We start from the raw sequence: 18,734 nt of genomic DNA on the forward strand, positions 1-18,734 counted from the left end.
AGATGGGCCTGTCCCTGAAAGCAGGGGGTAACCGACCGCAGAGCAACCGAGGAGCCATATGCCTGCCGAGAGCACACCGGAGCCCGCCATACCGGGCGAGCCGGGCAACAGCACCCCGCGCCGCCCCGGCGGCCGCCGGGGGCCCCGCAGCACGCGGCGCAAGGCCCTGATGATCACGGCCTGGACCGCGGCGGGTGTCGTGGCGCTCGGCGGCGCCGGGGCCGGGTATCTGTTCTTCAAGCTCAACGGCAACCTCAAGAGCGTCGACATCAACCAGGCGCTCGGCAGCGACCGGCCCCTGAAGGTCGACAACGGCTCGGAGAACATCCTGGTCCTCGGCTCCGACAGCCGCTCCGGTACGAACAAGAAGCTGGGCGGCGGCGCCGACGACGGCAGCGCCCGCTCGGACACCGCGATGATCGTCCACGTGTACAAGGGCCACAAGCGGGCCAGTGTGGTCTCCATCCCCCGTGACACCCTCGTCGGGCGGCCCTCCTGCACCGACTCCAAGGGCACCGTCCACGGAGCGGTCTCCGGCGCGATGTTCAACTCCGCCTACTCGACCGGCGGCGCGGCCTGCGCGGTGAAGACCGTCGAGTCCATGACCGGCATCCGCATGGACCACTACGTCGAGATCGACTTCAGCGGCTTCCAGAAGCTCATCGACGACCTCGGCGGCGTGACGGTCACCACGACCAAGGCCATCTCCGACCACGAGAGCCATCTGCGTCTGACCGCCGGATCGCACAACCTCAACGGCAAGCAGGCGCTCGGCCTGGTCCGCACCCGGCACGGCGTCGGCGACGGCTCCGACCTCGGCCGCATCCAGCTCCAGCAGGCGTTCATGAAGGCCCTCGTCGGCCAGGTCAAGCACATCGGGCTCCTGTCCAACCCGAAAAAGCTGTACGACCTCGCCGACACCGCGACCAAGACGGTGACCACCGACTCCGACATCGGCAGCGTCACCGACCTCGCCTCCTTCGCCGGCGGCCTCAAGGGCATCGGCGCGTCCCACATGAACATGGTGACGATGCCCGTCCAGTACGACCCCGCCGACGGCAACCGCGTCCTGGTCGACAAGGCCAAGGCCGCGATGGTCTGGAAGGCGCTCAAGGCCGACCGGCCGATCCCGAAGGCCGCCACCGAGGGAACCGCCACCGGCACCGCGAAGGGCGTCGTCAACCCCGGCTGACCTGCGTGCGGGCCCCGTGCGGGCCCCTCGTGGCCACCGCCCGGGCCCCGCGCTGCCCCCGGGGGAATAGATCGCCGCGTCCCCCCGTTTTGGGGGATACGGCCAGTCCTGGCAGACTGGTACGTCGGCCCCGGTTCACGCATCCGCATCCAGCGGCGGCGACCCGGTGCCCTCCCGAAACTAGGAGACACCTTGAAGCGCGACATCCACCCCGAGTACGTCGAGACGCAGGTCAGCTGCACCTGTGGCGCGTCGTTCACCACCCGCAGCACGATCTCCAGCGGCACCGTCCGTGCCGAGGTCTGCTCCGAGTGCCACCCGTTCTACACGGGCAAGCAGAAGATCCTCGACACCGGTGGCCGTGTGGCCCGCTTCGAGGCCCGCTTCGGCAAGGCTGCCGCTGCCAGCAAGTAGCGAGCCCACAGCGCCGGTCTTCGGAGTCCCCCGCACGGGGGACGCCGGGACCGGCGCTTTGCGGTCCAGCCCCCTCCCCGGGCTCTCGACACGGTCGAATAGGGGAACCCCACGCCGTACCTACGTCCCCGGGCCCTTCCCGGAGCTGGGGACAGTCCATTGGAGCCGGAGATGTTCGAGGCGGTCGAGGAACTGATCGGCGAGCACGCCGATCTGGAGAAGAAGCTCGCTGACCCGTCGGTCCACGCCGACCAGGCCAACGCGCGCAAGCTCAACAAGCGCTACGCCGAGCTGACCCCGATCGTCGCGACGTACCGCTCCTGGAAGCAGACCGGGGACGACATCGGCACGGCGAAGGAGTTCGCCGCCGACGACCCCGACTTCGCCGCCGAGGTCAAGGACCTGGAGAAGCAGCGCGAGGAGCTCACCGAGAAGCTCCGCCTGCTGCTGGTCCCGCGCGACCCGAGCGACGACAAGGACGTCATCCTGGAGATCAAGGCGGGCGCCGGAGGCGACGAGTCCGCCCTGTTCGCCGGCGATCTGCTGCGCATGTACCTGCGCTACGCCGAGCGCATCGGCTGGAAGACCGAGATCATCGACGCCACCGAGTCCGAGCTCGGCGGCTACAAGGACGTCCAGGTCGCCGTGAAGACCAAGGGCGGCCAGGGTGCCACCGAGCCCGGCCAGGGCGTCTGGGCCCGCCTGAAGTACGAGGGCGGCGTGCACCGCGTGCAGCGCGTGCCCTCCACCGAGTCGCAGGGCCGCATCCACACCTCCGCCGCCGGCGTGCTCGTCACGCCCGAGGCCGAGGAGGTCGAGGTCGAGATCCTCGCGAACGACCTGCGGATCGACGTCTACCGCTCCTCGGGCCCCGGCGGCCAGTCCGTCAACACGACCGACTCCGCGGTGCGCATCACGCACATTCCCACCGGAGTCGTCGCTTCCTGCCAGAACGAGAAGAGCCAGCTTCAGAACAAGGAGCAGGCCATGCGTATCCTGCGCTCCAGGCTCCTCGCGGCGGCGCAGGAGGAAGCGGAGCGTGAGGCCTCCGACGTCCGCCGCAGCCAGGTCCGCACGGTCGACCGCTCCGAGAAGATCCGTACGTACAACTTCCCGGAGAATCGCATCTCGGACCACCGCGTCGGCTTCAAGGCGTACAACTTGGACCAGGTCCTCGACGGAGAGCTCGACGCCGTCATCCAGGCCTGCGTCGACGCGGACTCGGCCGCCAAGCTCGCCGCAGCGTAATCACCGCACGACCCACGACAACAGCTCAGCCCGGAGGACCAGCGTGAACCTGCTGCTCGCGGAAGTGGCCCAGGCCACCCAGCGGCTGGCCGACGCCGGCGTGCCCTCGCCGCGCAACGACGCGGAGGAGCTCGCCGCCTTCGTGCACGGCGTGAAGCGGGGCGAGCTGCACACCGTCAAGGACGTGGACTTCGACGCCCGCTACTGGGAGGTGACCGCGCGCCGCGAGGCCCGCGAGCCGCTCCAGCACATCACCGGGCGCGCCTACTTCCGCTATCTCGAACTCCAGGTGGGGCCCGGCGTCTTCGTGCCCCGCCCGGAGACCGAGTCGGTCGTGGGCTGGGCCATAGACGCCGTCCGCGCGATGGACGTCGTCGAGCCGCTGATCGTCGACCTGTGCACCGGCTCCGGCGCCATCGCGCTCGCCCTCGCCCAGGAGGTCCCGCGCTCGCGCGTGCACGCCGTGGAGCTGTCCGAGGACGCCCTCCAGTGGACGCGCAAGAACGTCGAGGGGTCCAGGGTCGACCTGCGCCAGGGAGACGCCCTGACGTCGTTCCCCGACCTCGACGGCCAGGTGGACCTGGTGATCTCCAACCCGCCGTACATCCCGCTCACCGAATGGGAGTACGTACAGCCGGAGGCCCGGGACTACGACCCCGAGCTCGCCCTGTTCTCCGGCGAGGACGGACTCGACCTCATCCGCGGTATCGAGCGCACCGCGCACCGGCTGCTGCGCCCCGGCGGTGTCGTCGTCATCGAGCACGCCGACACCCAGGGCGGACAGGTGCCCTGGATCTTCACCGAGGAGCGGGGCTGGGCCGACGCGGCCGACCACCCGGACCTCAACAACAGGCCGCGGTTCGCGACGGCCCGCAAGGCGATGCCGTGAGCGCGGCCCGTCCGGCCCCGGCGCGCGCCGCCTTCGCGCGCCCGCGCTGCGCGTCCGCCCGCATCGCGTTTCTTCGCACCCCCAGCCAGCAGTACGTGTATGAGGAGGCCCGCTAAATGGCACGGCGATACGACACCAACGACGCGACCGACCGCACGACAGGTCTGCGTGAGGCGGCGTCCGCCGTCCGCCGTGGCGAACTGGTGGTCCTCCCCACCGACACCGTCTACGGCATCGGCGCCGACGCGTTCACCTCCGAGGCCGTCGCCGACCTGCTCGACGCCAAGGGCCGGGGCCGCAACATGCCCACCCCCGTCCTCATCGGCTCCCCGAACACCCTGCACGGCCTCGTCACGGACTTCTCCGAGATGGCCTGGGAGCTCGTCGACGCGTTCTGGCCGGGCGCCCTGACCCTCGTCGCCAAGCACCAGCCCTCGCTCCAGTGGGACCTCGGCGACACCCGGGGCACGGTGGCGATCCGCATGCCGCTGCACCCCGTCGCCATCGAGCTGCTGACCGAGGTCGGCCCGATGGCCGTCTCCTCCGCCAACCTCACGGGCCACCCCTCCCCGGAGACCTGCGACGCCGCCCAGGACATGCTCGGCGACTCCGTGTCGGTCTACCTGGACGGCGGCCCGACCCCCGGCAACGTGCCCTCCTCGATCGTCGACGTCACCGGCAAGGTGCCCGTCCTGCTGCGCGCGGGCGCCCTGTCGGCGGAGGAGCTCCGCAAGGTCGTACCCGACCTCGAGGTGGCGAATTGACAGCCCCCGAGCCCTCCGGGCTCCCGGCCCGGCCCGAGCAGGGAGCATCCCCATGCGTGGCATAGGCACGGGGATCACCGGGTCCGGCGGATCCCCGAGCGGGTCCTTCCGCATCCTCCACGTCAGCACCGGCAACGTGTGCCGCTCGCCGATCACCGAGCGGCTGACCCGGCATGCCCTGGCGGACCGGCTGGGCGACCCCCTGTGGGGCGGGCTCATCGTGGAGAGCGCCGGCACCTGGGGCCACGAGGGCGCGCCCATGGAGGCCAACGCGGCGACCGTCCTGACCGACTTCGGCGCGGACCCCTCGGGCTTCGTGGGGCGCGAGCTCCTCGACGACCACGTCATCCGCGCCGACCTGGTCCTGACGGCCACCCGCGACCACCGCGCCCAGGTCATCTCCATGGGCCACTCCGCGGGCCTGCGCACCTTCACCCTCAAGGAGTTCACCCGGCTGGTGCGCGCCATAGACACCGCGACCCTGCCGCCCCTGGAGGACGGTGTGGTCGAGCGGGCCGTGGCCCTGGTGCGGGCCGCCGCCGCCCTGCGCGGCTGGCTGCTGGCCCCGACCGCGGAGGCCGACGAGGTGTACGACCCCTACGGGGCGCCCCTGCCGTTCTTCCGGTCCATCGGGGACGAGATCAACGAGGCACTGGATCCGGTCGTCACCGCTCTGACGGGGGTACCCGCGCGGACGTGACACCGGGCGTTGCACCGGTCCCGGTCCTACATTGGACATAAGCGTCCCCCCGCAGATGTCCGGAGTCCACCATGCCGGTCGCCACCATGCCCGCAGCGGATGTACTGAGCCGCCAGGACCCCGAGCTCGGGGAGATCCTGAACGGTGAGCTGGACCGGCAGTCGACCACGCTCCAGCTGATCGCGGCCGAGAACTTCACGTCACCGGCCGTGCTGGCCGCGCTCGGCTCGCCGCTGGCGAACAAGTACGCGGAGGGGTATCCCGGCGCCCGCCATCACGGCGGCTGCGAGATCGTCGACGTCGCCGAGCGGATCGCCGTCGACCGCGCCAAGGCCCTCTTCGGCGCCGATCACGTCAACGTCCAGTCCCACTCCGGCAGTTCGGCCGTTCTGGCCGCCTACGCCGCCCTGCTGCGCCCCGGTGACACCGTTCTGGCGATGGGGCTGCCCTTCGGCGGTCACCTCACCCATGGATCGCCCGCGAACTTCTCCGGACGCTGGTTCGACTTCGTCGGCTACGGCGTCGGGGCGGAGTCGGGGCTGATCGACTACGAGCAGGTGCGCACCCTGGCCCGCGCCCGCCGCCCCAAGGCCGTCGTCTGCGGGTCGATCTCGTATCCCCGGCACATCGACTACGCGCTGTTCCGGGAGATCGCCGACGAGGTCGGCGCCTATCTCATCGCGGACGCCGCCCACACGATCGGCCTCGTCGCGGGCGGGGCGGCGCCGAACCCGGTGCCGTACGCCGATGTCGTGTGCGCCACCACCCACAAGGTGCTGCGGGGGCCGCGCGGCGGCATGCTCCTGTGCGGCGGCGAACTGGCCGAGCGGGTCGACCGGGCCGTGTTCCCGTTCACGCAGGGCGGTGCGCAGATGAACACCATCGCGGCCAAGGCGGTCGCGTTCGGCGAGGCGGCGACCCCGGCCTTCACGGCGTACGTCCATCAGGTGACCGCCAACGCGCGGGTGCTGGCCGCGGGTCTGGAGGCGGAGGGGCTCGTGGTCACCACGGGCGGCACCGACACCCATCTGCTGGTCGCGGATCCCGCGCCGCTCGGCGTCGAGGGACGCGAGGCGCGGGGCCGGCTCGCCGCCGCCGGTATGGTCCTCGACACCTGTGCGCTGCCTCACGGTGACACCCGCGGCCTGCGGCTCGGGACCGCCGCGCTGACCACCCAGGGGATGGGCGAGCCGGAGATGGCACGGGTCGCGGCCCTGTTCGCCGGGGTGCTGCGGGACGAGATCGACGGCCGCGGGGCACGGGACGAGGTGCGGGATCTCACCGGTAGATTTCCGCCTTATCCGGACTGACCGGGGGTACGCGTACCGGACCGCACAGCCACACGTGCAACCATCGTCGCTACCCGAAAGTCCTCAACCATATGCGTGCATCGCTAGGGTGTGGGGCTGTGATGGCCAGCGAGACCTGTGGGGAAGCCCGTGCGTGAATACCTGCTGACGCTCTGCATCACGGCCGCGGTGACGTACCTGCTGACAGGGCCGGTACGGAAATTCGCGATCGTGGCCGGAGCCATGCCGGAAATCCGGGCGCGCGACGTGCACCGTGAACCCACGCCGAGGCTCGGCGGCATCGCGATGTTCTTCGGGCTGTGCGCCGGTCTGCTGGTCGCGGACCACCTGAAGAACCTCAACGCGGTCTTCTCGAACTCAAACGAACCGCGCGCCCTGCTCTCCGGAGCCGCGCTGATCTGGCTGATCGGTGTGCTGGACGACAAGTTCGAGATCGACGCCCTGATCAAGCTGGGCGGCCAGATGATCGCCGCCGGTGTGATGGTCATGCAGGGCCTGACGATCCTGTGGCTGCCGATCCCGGGCGTCGGGCTGGTCGCGCTGACCCAGTGGCAGGGCACGCTGCTGACGGTGGCGCTCGTCGTCATCACCATCAACGCGGTCAACTTCGTGGACGGTCTCGACGGACTGGCCGCGGGCATGGTGTGCATCGCGTCCGCCGCGTTCTTCCTGTACGCCTACCGGATCTGGTACTCGTACGGCATCGAGGCCGCCGCCCCCGCGACGCTGTTCGCGGCGATCCTGATGGGCATGTGCCTGGGCTTCCTGCCGCACAACATGCACCCCGCGCGGATCTTCATGGGCGACTCGGGTTCCATGCTGATCGGTCTGGTGCTGGCCGCCGGCGCCATCTCCATCACCGGGCAGATCGACCCCGACGTGATGAACCTGTTCTCCGGTTCCGAGCGCAACACCGTGCACCAGACGGTGCCGGTGTTCATCCCGCTGCTGCTGCCGCTGACGATCATCGCGATCCCGGCCGCCGACCTGGTGCTCGCGATCGTGCGGCGCACCTGGCGCGGGCAGTCGCCGTTCGCCGCCGACCGGGGACATCTGCACCACCGCCTCCTGGAGGTCGGCCACTCGCACAGCCGCGCGGTCCTGATCATGTACTTCTGGTCGGCGCTGATCGCCTTCGGCGCTCTCGCGTACTCGGTCAACTCCGGTGCCATGTGGAGCGTGCTCGCCATCGCGGCGCTCAGCGCCGTCGGTCTCGTACTGCTTCTGCTGCCCCGCTTCACGCCGCGTGCCCCGCGCTGGGCCGAGCACCTCCTGCCGCCCCGCTACCGGCGCCGCAGGGCCGCCGCGGCCGCCCAGGACGGTGCGCCCGTGACCCACGAGGCGGCGCCCGCAGGCGAGCCGGAGGAGGCGCGCGAGCACCGTGCTCCGGCGGCGGCGGGAGTCGCGGGAGTCAACGGAGCGACGGCCATCGGTACCCGTGCGCGGCTCCTCGACCGGCGTGAGGCCGAGTCCTCGCGCTGAGCCGAAGGTAAGAATCTGACTAACGCGTGACCAAATCGTGGGGTAGTAAAGCGTCCCAATAACAGACAAAGCGGCGCTTGAAATGCACAGACGCGCAGCTTCACTCTCATGTGTGACAGTCAGCACACCAACCAGGTAAAGACCTCATCAAATAGTTTGTGATACGGTTCACGAGAACCCAGGGCAGAGCCGAAGGACCCCTGTACGACGGTCCTTTGGCGTGAGGTTCTCTCTCAGCCCGGGACTACGCTCGTCCATGACGACACGCCCCCCTTAGCAAGCGGAGTTGCCGCCATGCCGTCCAATGACGCCCGGATCCTCCTTCAGGCCGCTGTACCCACAGCTGCCGTCGGCGCGATTGCCGCCGTCGTCAGCGGTGTGGTCGCCGGCGGCAAGGGAGCGCTCGGGGCGATCGTCGCGACGCTGGTCGTGATCCTCTTCATGGGGCTGGGCCTCTACGTTTTGCAGCGCACTGCCAAATCGCTTCCGCACTTGTTCCAGGCGATGGGCCTCTTGCTCTACACGGCGCAGATTCTTCTGCTGTTCATCTTTGTCGCCGCGTTCAAGAACACATCGCTGTTCAATCCCAAGTCCTTCGCGCTCACCCTGGTCGCCACCACCCTCGTGTGGATCGGCGCCCAGGCGCGTGCCCATATGAAGGCCAAGATCCTCTACGTCGAACCCGACTCCTCGAAGGCCGAAAAGCCCGAGAACAAGGGGCACTCGTCGTGAGGGGTAGGGCCGGGATAAGTGCACGTAGGAGATCCTGCTATCGTCCGGTGCCAACTGCGGCATCGCGGGCGCGGGCATCTGAGCTGACGCCTGTTCGATCGCGAGGCTTGATGCCCCTCTGCCGCCCCCACATCCGTAACACCAGTCCAGTGCCGAACCGCGGCTGCGCGCCGCGCCGACACAACGAGGTTGCCGTACCTATGCGCCACGCTGAAGGAGCCCGCGGTGAGTGCTGACCCGACGCAGGTGCTCGCTTTCGAGACCGACTGCCACATCTTCGAGAACAACGGTTGTGGCTTCCCGGCACCCGGCCTGCACTCGTTCCTGTTCGAGCCCCTCTGGGGCAACGGGGACAGCAACTTGTACTTCAACAAGACGATGCTCCTGGCGCTGCTCGGCTCGCTCGTCGTCGTCGCCTTCTTCTGGGCCGCCTTCCGCAAGCCGAAGGTCGTCCCGGGCAAGCTCCAGATGGTGGCCGAGACCGGCTACGACTTCATCCGGCGCGGCGTCGTCTACGAGACGATCGGCAAGAAGGAGGGCGAGAAGTACGTCCCGCTGGTCGTCTCGCTGTTCTTCTTCATCTGGATGATGAACCTCTGGTCGATCATTCCGGTCGCCCAGTTCCCGGTCACGGCGATCATCTCGTACCCCGCGGTACTGGCCGGCATCGTCTACATCGTCTGGGTGTCCCTGACGTTCAAGCGCCACGGATTCGTCGGAGCGTTCAAGAACTTCAGCGGCTACGACAAGTCGCTCGGCCCGGTTCTCCCGCTGGCCATGTTCATCGAGCTGCTCTCGAACCTGATCGTCCGGCCGTTCACTCACGCGGTGCGACTCTTCGCGAACATGTTCGCGGGTCACACGCTGCTGCTGCTGTTCACGATCGCCACCTGGTACCTGCTCAACGGCCTCGGGATCGTCTACTCGGGCGTCTCGTTCATCATGGTCATCGTCATGACGGCCTTCGAGCTGTTCATCCAGGCCCTTCAGGCGTACGTGTTCGTGCTGCTGACCTGCACCTTCATCCAGGGCGCGCTGGCCGAGCACCACTGAGCGGCGCCCCTCTCTCGACCCCGCAGTCGTCCGGTGGCCAACCCCCACCGGTCCGTAAAGAAAAGGAAGAACTGGCATGTCCCAGACCCTTGCCGCTGTCTCCGGCTCGCTCGGCTCGATCGGTTACGGCCTCGCGGCCATCGGCCCCGGCGTCGGCGTCGGCATCATCTTCGGTAACGGCACCCAGGCTCTCGCCCGTCAGCCCGAGGCCGCCGGTCTGATCCGCGCCAACCAGATCCTCGGCTTCGCCTTCTGTGAGGCGCTCGCCCTCATCGGTCTGGTCATGCCGTTCGTCTACGGCACCTGATCCACCCGATCAGCGACAGCCCACTAGACGAAAGGCACTGACATGAGCCACATGCTCATTCTGGCGGCCGAGAAGGAAAACCCTCTCATCCCGCCGATTCCCGAGCTTGTCATCGGCCTGCTCGCCTTCGTCATCGTCTTCGGCTTCCTGGCCTGGAAGCTGCTCCCGAACATCAACAAGGTTCTGGAGCAGCGTCGCGAGGCCATCGAGGGCGGTATCGAAAAGGCCGAGGCCGCGCAGACCGAGGCCCAGAGCGTGCTCGAGCAGTACAAGGCTCAGCTCGCCGAGGCCCGTCACGAGGCCGCGCGCCTGCGCCAGGACGCACAGGAGCAGGGCGCCACGCTCATCGCCGAGATGCGCGCGGAAGGCCAGCGGCAGCGCGACGAGATCGTCGCCGCCGGCCACACGCAGATCGAGGCCGACCGCAAGGCCGCCGCACAGTCGCTGCGTCAGGACGTCGGCACGCTTGCCACCGACCTGGCCGGCAAGCTCGTCGGCGAGTCCCTCGAGGACCACGCCCGCCAGAGCCGTGTCATCGACCGTTTCCTCTCCGAGCTTGAGGAGAAGGCCGAGGCGGCTCGATGACTGCACACGGAGCGAGCCGCGAGGCAACCGCAGCCGCACGTGAGCGTCTCGACGCGCTGACGGACTCGACGTCCGTGGACGCGGCCCTGCTCGCCGACGAGCTGGCCGCGGTCACCACGCTGCTCCACCGCGAGGTGTCGCTGCGTCGGGTCCTCACCGACCCGGCGCAGCCCGGCGAGGCCAAGGCCGAGCTGGTCCAGCGCCTGCTCGGCGGCCAGGTGGGCGGCAGCGCCGCGGACCTGGTGTCCGGCATGGTGCGCTCCCGCTGGTCGCAGCCCCGCGACCTGGTGGACGCCCTCGAGGAACTCGCCGCCACCGCCGACCTCACGGCGGCGCAGCGGACGGGCGCGCTCGACGACGTCGAGGACGAGCTGTTCCGCTTCGGCCGGATCGTCGCCTCGAACACCGAGCTGCGCGCCGCGCTGACCGACCGGGCCGCCACCACGGCGGCCAAGAGCGAGCTGCTGCGCAGCCTGCTCGGCGGCCGGGCCGACGTGACGACCGAGCGTCTGGTGACGCGCCTCGTGACCGCGCCCCGCGGACGTAGCCTGGAAGCGGGACTCGAGTCCCTGTCCAAGCTCGCCGCCGAGCGTCGCGACCGCATGGTCGCCGTGGTCACCTCCGCGGTGCCGCTGAGCGACGGACAGAAGCAGCGCCTCGGCGCCGCTCTGGCCAAGCTCTACGGCCGTCCGATGCACCTCAACCTCGACGTGGACCCCGATGTCCTCGGCGGGATCCGGGTGCAGGTCGGCGACGAGGTCATCAACGGCTCCATCGCGGACCGTCTCGAGGACGCCGCCCGCCGCATGGCGAGCTAGCAATCACACAAGCAGTAGGCAATTACGGCCCTGGTTGGGCCGTGCAGAGGATTCACCTCTCATCGGGGGGAGTCCCCCATCCCCCCAAAGTGAAACTTCGGGCCCAACAAGGAGAGCAGGGAACCCAGATGGCGGAGCTCACGATCCGGCCGGAGGAGATCCGGGACGCACTGGAGAACTTTGTCCAGTCGTACCAGCCGGACGCGGCCTCGCGCGAGGAGGTCGGTACGGTCACCGTCGCCGGCGACGGTATCGCCAAGATCGAGGGTCTTCCCTCGGCCATGGCGAACGAGCTGCTGAAGTTCGAGGACGGAACCCTCGGCCTCGCGCTCAACCTGGAAGAGCGCGAGATCGGTGCGGTCGTCCTCGGCGAGTTCAGCGGCATCGAAGAGGGCCAGCCGGTGCAGCGCACCGGTGAGGTGCTGTCCGTCGCCGTGGGCGAGGGCTACCTCGGCCGCGTCGTCGACCCGCTCGGCAACCCGATCGACGGCCTCGGCGAGATCGAGACGTCCGGCCGCCGCGCCCTCGAGCTGCAAGCCCCGGGCGTCATGGTCCGCAAGTCGGTGCACGAGCCGATGGAGACGGGCTACAAGGCCGTCGACGCGATGACCCCGATCGGCCGTGGCCAGCGTCAGCTGATCATCGGTGACCGTCAGACCGGCAAGACCGCGCTGGCCGTCGACACGATCATCAACCAGCGCGACAACTGGCGCTCGGGCGACACCAAGAAGCAGGTCCGCTGCATCTACGTCGCCATCGGCCAGAAGGGTTCGACCATCGCCTCCGTGCGTGGCGCCCTCGAAGAGGCCGGCGCGCTGGAGTACACGACCATCGTCGCCGCCCCGGCGTCCGACCCGGCCGGCTTCAAGTACCTTGCGCCGTACACCGGTTCGGCCATCGGTCAGCAGTGGATGTACGAGGGCAAGCACGTCCTCATCATCTTCGACGACCTCTCGAAGCAGGCCGACGCCTACCGCGCCGTGTCCCTGCTGCTCCGCCGCCCGCCGGGCCGCGAGGCCTACCCCGGCGACGTCTTCTACCTGCACTCCCGTCTGCTGGAGCGCTGCGCGAAGCTCTCCGACGACCTGGGCGCCGGTTCGATGACGGGTCTGCCGATCGTCGAGACCAAGGCGAACGACGTGTCGGCGTTCATCCCGACCAACGTCATCTCCATCACCGACGGCCAGTGCTTCCTGGAGTCCGACCTGTTCAACGCCGGCCAGCGTCCGGCCCTGAACGTCGGTATCTCGGTCTCCCGCGTCGGTGGCTCCGCCCAGCACAAGGCGATGAAGCAGGTCTCCGGCCGTCTTCGCCTCGACCTGGCCCAGTACCGCGAGCTGGAGGCGTTCGCCGCCTTCGGTTCCGACCTGGACGCCGCGTCGAAGTCGCAGCTGGAGCGCGGTCAGCGTCTGGTCGAGCTGCTCAAGCAGGCTCAGTACCAGCCGATGCCGACCGAGGACCAGGTCGTCTCCGTGTGGTCCGCGACCACCGGCAAGATGGACGACGTCCCGGTCGCCGACATCCGCCGCTTCGAGAAGGAGCTCCTGGAGTACCTGCACCGCAAGGAGCAGGGCCTCATGACCTCCATCAAGGAGGGCGGCAAGATGTCGGACGACACGCTCACCGCCATCGCCGACGGCATCACGGAGTTCAAGAAGCAGTTCGAGACCTCGGACGGGAAGCTTCTCGGCGAGGACGCTCCGGCCGCCGCCAAGTGACGTAAGGAAGGGACCTGACTCATGGGAGCCCAGCTCCGGGTCTACAAGCGTCGCATCCGATCCGTCACCGCGACCAAGAAGATCACCAAGGCGATGGAGATGATCGCCGCCTCGCGCGTCGTCAAGGCGCAGCGCAAGGTGGCGGCCTCCACGCCGTACGCGACCGAGCTCACCCGCGCGGTCACGGCGGTCGGCACCGGCTCGAACACCAAGCACCCGCTGACCACGGAGGCGGAGACGGCGACCCGTTCCGCGGTTCTGCTCCTCACGAGCGACCGCGGACTGGCCGGCGCCTTCAACTCCAACTCCATCAAGGCGGCGGAGCAGCTGACCGCCCGTCTTGAGGCCGAGGGCAAGCAGGTCGACACGTACATCGTCGGCCGCCGCGGTCTGGCCCACTACAACTTCCGCGAGCGCAAGGTCGTGGAATCGTGGTCGGGCTTCACCGACGAGCCCACCTACGCGGACGCGAAGAAGGTCGCGGGTCCGCTGATCGAGGCCATCGAGAAGGACACGGCGGACGGCGGCGTGGATGAACTCCACATCGTCTACACCGAGTTCGTCTCGATGATGACGCAGACGGCCATCGACGGCCGGCTGCTGCCGCTTCGCCTCGAAGAGGTGGCGGAAGAGGCGCCCGAGGGCGAGATCCTTCCGCTGTACGAGTTCGAGCCGTCGGCGGAGGACGTCCTTGACGCCCTCCTGCCGCGCTACGTCGAGAGCCGTATCTACAACGCGCTGCTCCAGTCGGCTGCTTCCAAGCACGCCGCCACGCGCCGCGCGATGAAGTCGGCGACCGACAACGCGGGAGACCTGATCACCACGCTCTCCCGACTTGCCAATGCGGCCCGCCAGGCCGAAATCACCCAGGAAATCAGCGAGATCGTCGGTGGCTCCGCAGCCCTTGCCGACGCGACCGCGGGGAGTGACAAGTAATGACGACGACTTCTGAGACGGCCGTTGCCACGGGCCGCGTCGCCCGGGTCATCGGCCCGGTCGTCGACGTGGAGTTCCCCGTCGACGCGATGCCGGACATCTACAACGCCCTTCACGTCGAGGTGGCCGACCCGGCCAACGCCGGCGAGAAGAAGACGCTGACCCTGGAAGTCGCCCAGCACCTGGGTGACGGCCTGGTCCGCACGATCTCCATGCAGCCCACCGACGGTCTGGTCCGCCAGGCCGTGGTCACCGACACGGGCACGGGCATCTCCGTCCCGGTCGGCGACTTCACCAAGGGCAAGGTGTTCAACACCCTCGGTGAGGTGCTGAACTCCGACGAGAAGTACTCGGGCGAGCGCTGGTCCATCCACCGCAAGGCCCCGCGCTTCGACGAGCTCGAGTCGAAGACCGAGATGTTCGAGACCGGCGTCAAGGTCATCGACCTTCTCACCCCGTACGTCAAGGGTGGAAAGATCGGTCTGTTCGGTGGTGCCGGTGTCGGCAAGACGGTGCTCATCCAGGAGATGATCTACCGCGTCGCCAACAACCACGACGGTGTCTCCGTGTTCGCCGGTGTCGGCGAGCGCACCCGTGAGGGCAACGACCTCATCGAGGAGATGTCGGACTCGGGCGTCATCGACAAGACCGCCCTTGTCTTCGGCCAGATGGACGAGCCCCCGGGCACCCGTCTGCGCGTGGCCCTCGCGGGTCTGACCATGGCGGAGTACTTCCGCGATGTGCAGAAGCAGGACGTGCTGTTCTTCATCGACAACATCTTCCGCTTCACGCAGGCCGGTTCCGAGGTCTCGACCCTGCTCGGCCGTATGCCCTCCGCGGTGGGTTACCAGCCGAACCTGGCCGACGAGATGGGTCTCCTCCAGGAGCGCATCACCTCGACCCGTGGTCACTCGATCACCTCGATGCAGGCGATCTACGTCCCCGCGGACGACCTGACCGACCCGGCCCCGGCCACCACGTTCGCCCACCTCGACGCGACGACGGTTCTCTCCCGTCCGATCTCCGAGAAGGGCATCTACCCGGCCGTGGACCCGCTGGACTCCACGTCCCGCATCCTGGACCCCCGCTACATCGCGGCGGACCACTACGCGGCCGCGATGCGCGTCAAGTCGGTTCTCCAGAAGTACAAGGACCTTCAGGACATCATCGCGATCCTCGGTATCGACGAGCTGGGCGAGGAGGACAAGCTCACCGTCCACCGCGCCCGTCGCGTGGAGCGCTTCCTGTCCCAGAACACCCACGTCGCCAAGCAGTTCACCGGCGTCGACGGGTCGGACGTCCCGCTGGACGAGTCGATCGCGGCCTTCAACGCGATCATCGACGGCGAGTACGACCACTTCCCGGAGCAGGCGTTCTTCCTCTGCGGTGGCATTGAGGACCTCAAGGCCAACGCCAAGGAGCTCGGCGTCTCCTGAACCTCGTGTTCTTGAGGAGGGGGCGGGGCCGCACCTCGCGGGGTGCGGTCCTTCCCCCTCCATACGCCTACTAGACTTTGACCCAACACCCGGCAGCAACGCCGGGTGGTGACCCGAGGAGCCCACCTTGGCTGCTGAGCTGCACGTCGAGCTCGTCGCCGCGGACCGCAGTGTCTGGTCCGGCGAGGCCACCCTGGTCGTCGCGCGTACCACGTCCGGCGACATCGGCGTCATGCCCGGTCACCAGCCGCTTCTCGGTGTGCTGGAGTCGGGCCCGGTGACCATTCGTACGAGTGATGGTGGAACGGTCGTCGCCGCGGTGCACGGCGGTTTCATCTCCTTCGCCGACAACAAGCTGTCGCTGCTGGCCGAGATCGCCGAGCTGTCGGACGAGATCGACGTCCAGCGTGCGGAGCGGGCGCTCGAGCGCGCGAAGTCGGACGCCGACGCGTCCGCCGAGCGTCGTGCGGACGTCCGTCTGCGTGCGGTGGCGAACCACTGACGATCGGTGCGACCCCGGCCCGTCAGGCGCCGGGGGAGCACTGTGCAAGGCTTTGACTCAGCCGCGGCTGGGACCGGATCACTCCGGCCCTGGCCGCGGCTGAGGCAAATCCGGACGTTTTTTCTTTTCCGTTACCTAGGAGACGAGGAGGTCGGTGTCGATGGTCCTCGCTCTGACTGTGTGCGGAGTGGTAGTGGCGTTCGTGGTGGTGGGGCTGTTCGTCTTCGGCCTCCGCCGCCGGCTCATCCAGCGCTCCGGCGGAACGTTCGACTGTAGCCTCCGCTGGGACGTCCCCGAGAAGGGTGACCCCAGCGGCAAGGGCTGGAGCTACGGCGTGGCCCGCTACAACGGAGACCGGGTCGAGTGGTACCGCGTCTTCTCGTACGCCCCCCGCCCGCGCCGTCTCCTCGAACGCTCGGCGATCGAGGTGGCCGGCCGCCGTGCCGCGGACGGCGAGGAGGAGCTCGCGCTGCTCTCCGACGCGATCATCCTGGCCTGCCTCCACCGCGGGACCCGCCTCGAACTGGCGATGAGCGAGGACGCGCTCACGGGCTTCCTGGCGTGGCTGGAGGCGGCTCCGCCCGGCCAGAGGGTGAACGTCGCCTGAGGCCCCCCGCAACGGCGAACCGCGGACAGACCCTGAGGTCTGCCCGCGGTTCTTTTGGTGTGCTGCGGACCGGTGTCCCGGTCCGGTGATCAGCTCAGGCCGGTGTTGATGGCGCTGACCAGTTCACCGTTGCTGGTGTCACCGCTGAACTCCCAGAAGAAGGCGCCGCCCAGGCCCTGGCTCTTGGCCCACGACATCTTCGTCCCGATGGTGGCCGGGGTGTCGTACGACCACCAGTTGTTGCCGCAGTAGGCGTACGCCGTGCCGGCGACGAGGCCCGTGGAGGGGCAGGACGTCTTGAGGACCTTGTAGTCCTCGATGCCCTGCTCGTAGGTGCCGGCCGCAGGGCCGGTCGCCGTGCCGCCGGGCGCGGCCTGGGTGACCCCGGTCCAGCCGCGGCCGTAGAAGCCGATGCCGATGAGCAGCTTGCTCGCGGGCACGCCCTTCGCCTTGAACTTGGCGATCGCGTCGGCGGTGGTGAAGCCGGGCGTCGGGATGCCGCTGTACGAGGTGAGCGGGGAGTGCGGGGCGGTCGGGCCCTGCGCGTTGAACGCTCCGAAGAAGTCGTACGACATCACGTTGTACCAGTCGACGTACTGCGAGGCGCCCGCGTAGTCGGCGGCGTCGATCTTGCCGCCGGAGGTGCCGTCGGCCGTGGTGGCCGCGGTGACCAGGTTGTTCGAGCCGAACTTGGCGCGCAGGGCCTGCATCAGGTTCTTGTAGGCCGCGGCGCCGCTGGTGTCGCAGGAGAGACCGCAGGCGTTCGGGTACTCCCAGTCGATGTCGATGCCGTCGAAGACATCGGCCCAGCGGGGGTCCTTCACGAGGTTGTAGCAGGAGTCCGCGAACGCGGCCGGGTTGGCGGCCGCCTGGGCGAAGCCGCCGGACCAGGTCCAGCCGCCGAAGGACCAGAGGACCTTGAGGTTCGGGTACTTGGCCTTCAGCTCGCGCAGCTGGTTGAAGTTGCCGCGCAGCGGCTGGTCCCAGGTGTCGGCGACGCCGCTGACCGACTGGTCGGCGGTGAAGGCCTTGTCGTAGTCGGCGTAGGAGTCGCCGATCGCGCACTGGCCGTTGGTGACGTTGCCGAAGGCGTAGTTGATGTGCGTGATCTTGGCGGCCGAGCCCGACGTCACCAGGTTCTTGACGTTGTAGTTGCGGCCGTAGATGCCCCACTCGGTGAAGTAGCCGAGCTTGACGGCCTTGCCGGTGGGCGGCGGGTCGGTGGTGCCGCCGGTGGTGTGCACCGCGACCGCGCCGCTGACCGGACCGGTCTGGTCGGCGGTGTCACGGGCCTGGACGGTGTACGAGTAGTCGTTGCCGGCGGTCAGGCCGGTGTCCGTGTACGAGGTCGTCGTCACGGTCGCGACCTTGGTGCCGCCGCGCAGGACGTCGTAGTTCTTGACGCCCTTGTCGTCGGTGGCCGCGCTCCAGGAGAGCTTCACCGAGGTGTCGGTGATGGAGGAGGCGGTGGGGGTGCCGGGCGCGGAGGGCGCGTTGTCACCGGGGACGGTGGTGCCGCCGTCGCAACTGCCGCCGTTCAGGGTGCAGTTGGAGGGGGAGCCGGAGCCCGCTCCGTTGAAGCCGAAGGAGACGGAGGCCCCGGCGGCGAGACTGCCGTTGTAGGACTTGTTCTTGGCGGTCCAGTGGTTGCCGGAGCTGGTGACGTCCGCGTCCCAGGCCGAGGTGACCGAGGTGCCGGAGGGGAAGTCCCACTGGATCGTCCACGAACTGATGGCGGTGCTGCCGGTGTTGGTGACCGTCCACTTGCCCTCGAAGCCGGTGCCCCAGTCCTGGGTCTTGGCGTAGGTGGCCGTGGCGGTGGTCGCGGCCTGGGCGGGGCTCGCGAGGCCGACCAGGCCGGCCAGGGGGAGCAGCAGGGTCGCGAGCCCTGCCGTCGCGCGTTGTCTGAAGCGCATTCCGCGCCTCCTCGGGGGAGTTGGAGGGGGAGGGGCGTGACTGAGCCTTCACACCCACGGTGCCGTGAGAATAGGAAGGTCTGGACCATGGGTCAATAGGTCTGGACCACTGTTTCGCTCTCGTG

19 protein-coding genes are annotated in these 18,734 nt (G+C 68.8%); 18 read left to right on the plus strand and 1 reads right to left on the minus strand.

From position 1 onward, the window contains the following. Nucleotides 1-58: 58 nt before the first annotated feature. From WJM95_RS22445 to WJM95_RS22530, 18 genes are all read left to right on the plus strand, one after another. A complete protein-coding gene (locus tag WJM95_RS22445; protein ID WP_339131549.1) occupies nucleotides 59-1,192 on the plus strand; it encodes an LCP family protein in 1,134 nt (377 codons plus the stop codon). A gap of 192 nt (nucleotides 1,193-1,384) precedes the next feature. Then, nucleotides 1,385-1,606 carry a 50S ribosomal protein L31 gene (gene rpmE, locus WJM95_RS22450; protein ID WP_328553393.1) on the plus strand — a complete coding sequence of 74 codons (222 nt, stop codon included), beginning with the start codon at nucleotides 1,385-1,387 and terminating at the stop codon, nucleotides 1,604-1,606. 171 nt (nucleotides 1,607-1,777) lie between these two features. Then, nucleotides 1,778-2,854: a peptide chain release factor 1 gene (gene prfA / locus WJM95_RS22455; protein WP_339131552.1), complete on the plus strand. Its 1,077-nt coding sequence runs from the start codon at nucleotides 1,778-1,780 to the stop codon at nucleotides 2,852-2,854. Between the two features lie 43 nt (nucleotides 2,855-2,897). Further along, nucleotides 2,898-3,743, plus strand: coding sequence for a peptide chain release factor N(5)-glutamine methyltransferase (gene prmC, locus WJM95_RS22460; RefSeq protein ID WP_339131553.1), 846 nt, complete (start codon nucleotides 2,898-2,900; stop codon nucleotides 3,741-3,743). A 116-nt stretch (nucleotides 3,744-3,859) separates the two neighbouring features. Beyond that, nucleotides 3,860-4,507, plus strand: a complete 648-nt coding sequence (locus tag WJM95_RS22465) for an L-threonylcarbamoyladenylate synthase (RefSeq protein ID WP_339131555.1) — start codon at nucleotides 3,860-3,862, stop codon at nucleotides 4,505-4,507. A 52-nt stretch (nucleotides 4,508-4,559) separates the two neighbouring features. Continuing rightward, nucleotides 4,560-5,207 carry a protein-tyrosine-phosphatase gene (locus WJM95_RS22470; RefSeq protein ID WP_339131556.1) on the plus strand — a complete coding sequence of 216 codons (648 nt, stop codon included), beginning with the start codon at nucleotides 4,560-4,562 and terminating at the stop codon, nucleotides 5,205-5,207. 86 nt (nucleotides 5,208-5,293) lie between these two features. Next, complete coding sequence (gene glyA / locus WJM95_RS22475) at nucleotides 5,294-6,517, plus strand: serine hydroxymethyltransferase (RefSeq protein ID WP_339131557.1); 1,224 nt, start codon at nucleotides 5,294-5,296, stop codon at nucleotides 6,515-6,517. A 129-nt stretch (nucleotides 6,518-6,646) separates the two neighbouring features. Continuing rightward, the gene (locus WJM95_RS22480) at nucleotides 6,647-7,999 is read left to right on the plus strand and encodes an MraY family glycosyltransferase (RefSeq protein ID WP_339131558.1); all 1,353 of its coding nucleotides are present in this window, start codon (nucleotides 6,647-6,649) and stop codon (nucleotides 7,997-7,999) included. A 294-nt stretch (nucleotides 8,000-8,293) separates the two neighbouring features. Continuing rightward, nucleotides 8,294-8,731, plus strand: coding sequence for a hypothetical protein (locus tag WJM95_RS22485; protein WP_339131559.1), 438 nt, complete (start codon nucleotides 8,294-8,296; stop codon nucleotides 8,729-8,731). Between the two features lie 225 nt (nucleotides 8,732-8,956). Further along, a complete protein-coding gene (gene atpB, locus WJM95_RS22490) occupies nucleotides 8,957-9,784 on the plus strand; it encodes a F0F1 ATP synthase subunit A (protein WP_339131560.1) in 828 nt (275 codons plus the stop codon). Nucleotides 9,785-9,860: 76 nt separating this feature from the next. Next, a complete protein-coding gene (atpE, locus tag WJM95_RS22495) occupies nucleotides 9,861-10,091 on the plus strand; it encodes an ATP synthase F0 subunit C (protein WP_028804225.1) in 231 nt (76 codons plus the stop codon). 42 nt (nucleotides 10,092-10,133) lie between these two features. After that, complete coding sequence (locus tag WJM95_RS22500) at nucleotides 10,134-10,676, plus strand: F0F1 ATP synthase subunit B (protein ID WP_339131564.1); 543 nt, start codon at nucleotides 10,134-10,136, stop codon at nucleotides 10,674-10,676. Beyond that, the gene (locus tag WJM95_RS22505; RefSeq protein ID WP_339131565.1) at nucleotides 10,673-11,494 is read left to right on the plus strand and encodes a F0F1 ATP synthase subunit delta; all 822 of its coding nucleotides are present in this window, start codon (nucleotides 10,673-10,675) and stop codon (nucleotides 11,492-11,494) included. Before WJM95_RS22500 ends, WJM95_RS22505 begins: the two co-directional genes overlap by 4 nt. Nucleotides 11,495-11,622: 128 nt before the next feature. Further along, nucleotides 11,623-13,212, plus strand: a complete 1,590-nt coding sequence (gene atpA, locus WJM95_RS22510) for a F0F1 ATP synthase subunit alpha (RefSeq protein ID WP_339131566.1) — start codon at nucleotides 11,623-11,625, stop codon at nucleotides 13,210-13,212. A gap of 21 nt (nucleotides 13,213-13,233) precedes the next feature. After that, a complete protein-coding gene (locus WJM95_RS22515) occupies nucleotides 13,234-14,148 on the plus strand; it encodes a F0F1 ATP synthase subunit gamma (protein ID WP_339131568.1) in 915 nt (304 codons plus the stop codon). Beyond that, the gene (gene atpD, locus WJM95_RS22520; RefSeq protein WP_339131570.1) at nucleotides 14,148-15,584 is read left to right on the plus strand and encodes a F0F1 ATP synthase subunit beta; all 1,437 of its coding nucleotides are present in this window, start codon (nucleotides 14,148-14,150) and stop codon (nucleotides 15,582-15,584) included. Before WJM95_RS22515 ends, atpD begins: the two co-directional genes overlap by 1 nt. Before the next feature lie 127 nt (nucleotides 15,585-15,711). Further along, the gene (locus WJM95_RS22525) at nucleotides 15,712-16,086 is read left to right on the plus strand and encodes a F0F1 ATP synthase subunit epsilon (RefSeq protein WP_339131571.1); all 375 of its coding nucleotides are present in this window, start codon (nucleotides 15,712-15,714) and stop codon (nucleotides 16,084-16,086) included. A 160-nt stretch (nucleotides 16,087-16,246) separates the two neighbouring features. Beyond that, entirely contained in the window at nucleotides 16,247-16,693 is a 447-nt protein-coding gene (locus tag WJM95_RS22530; RefSeq protein ID WP_339131573.1) for a DUF2550 domain-containing protein, read from the plus strand. Between the two features lie 89 nt (nucleotides 16,694-16,782). Here the strand turns inward: WJM95_RS22530 and WJM95_RS22535 are convergent, their stop codons facing one another. Then, nucleotides 16,783-18,609 carry a glycoside hydrolase family 18 chitinase gene (locus WJM95_RS22535; RefSeq protein WP_339131574.1) on the minus strand — a complete coding sequence of 609 codons (1,827 nt, stop codon included), beginning with the start codon at nucleotides 18,607-18,609 and terminating at the stop codon, nucleotides 16,783-16,785. Nucleotides 18,610-18,734 lie beyond the last annotated feature (125 nt).

The sequence above is a fragment of the Streptomyces sp. f51 genome, from assembly GCF_037940415.1.
In the GTDB taxonomy this organism is placed as follows: Bacteria; Actinomycetota; Actinomycetes; order Streptomycetales; family Streptomycetaceae; genus Streptomyces.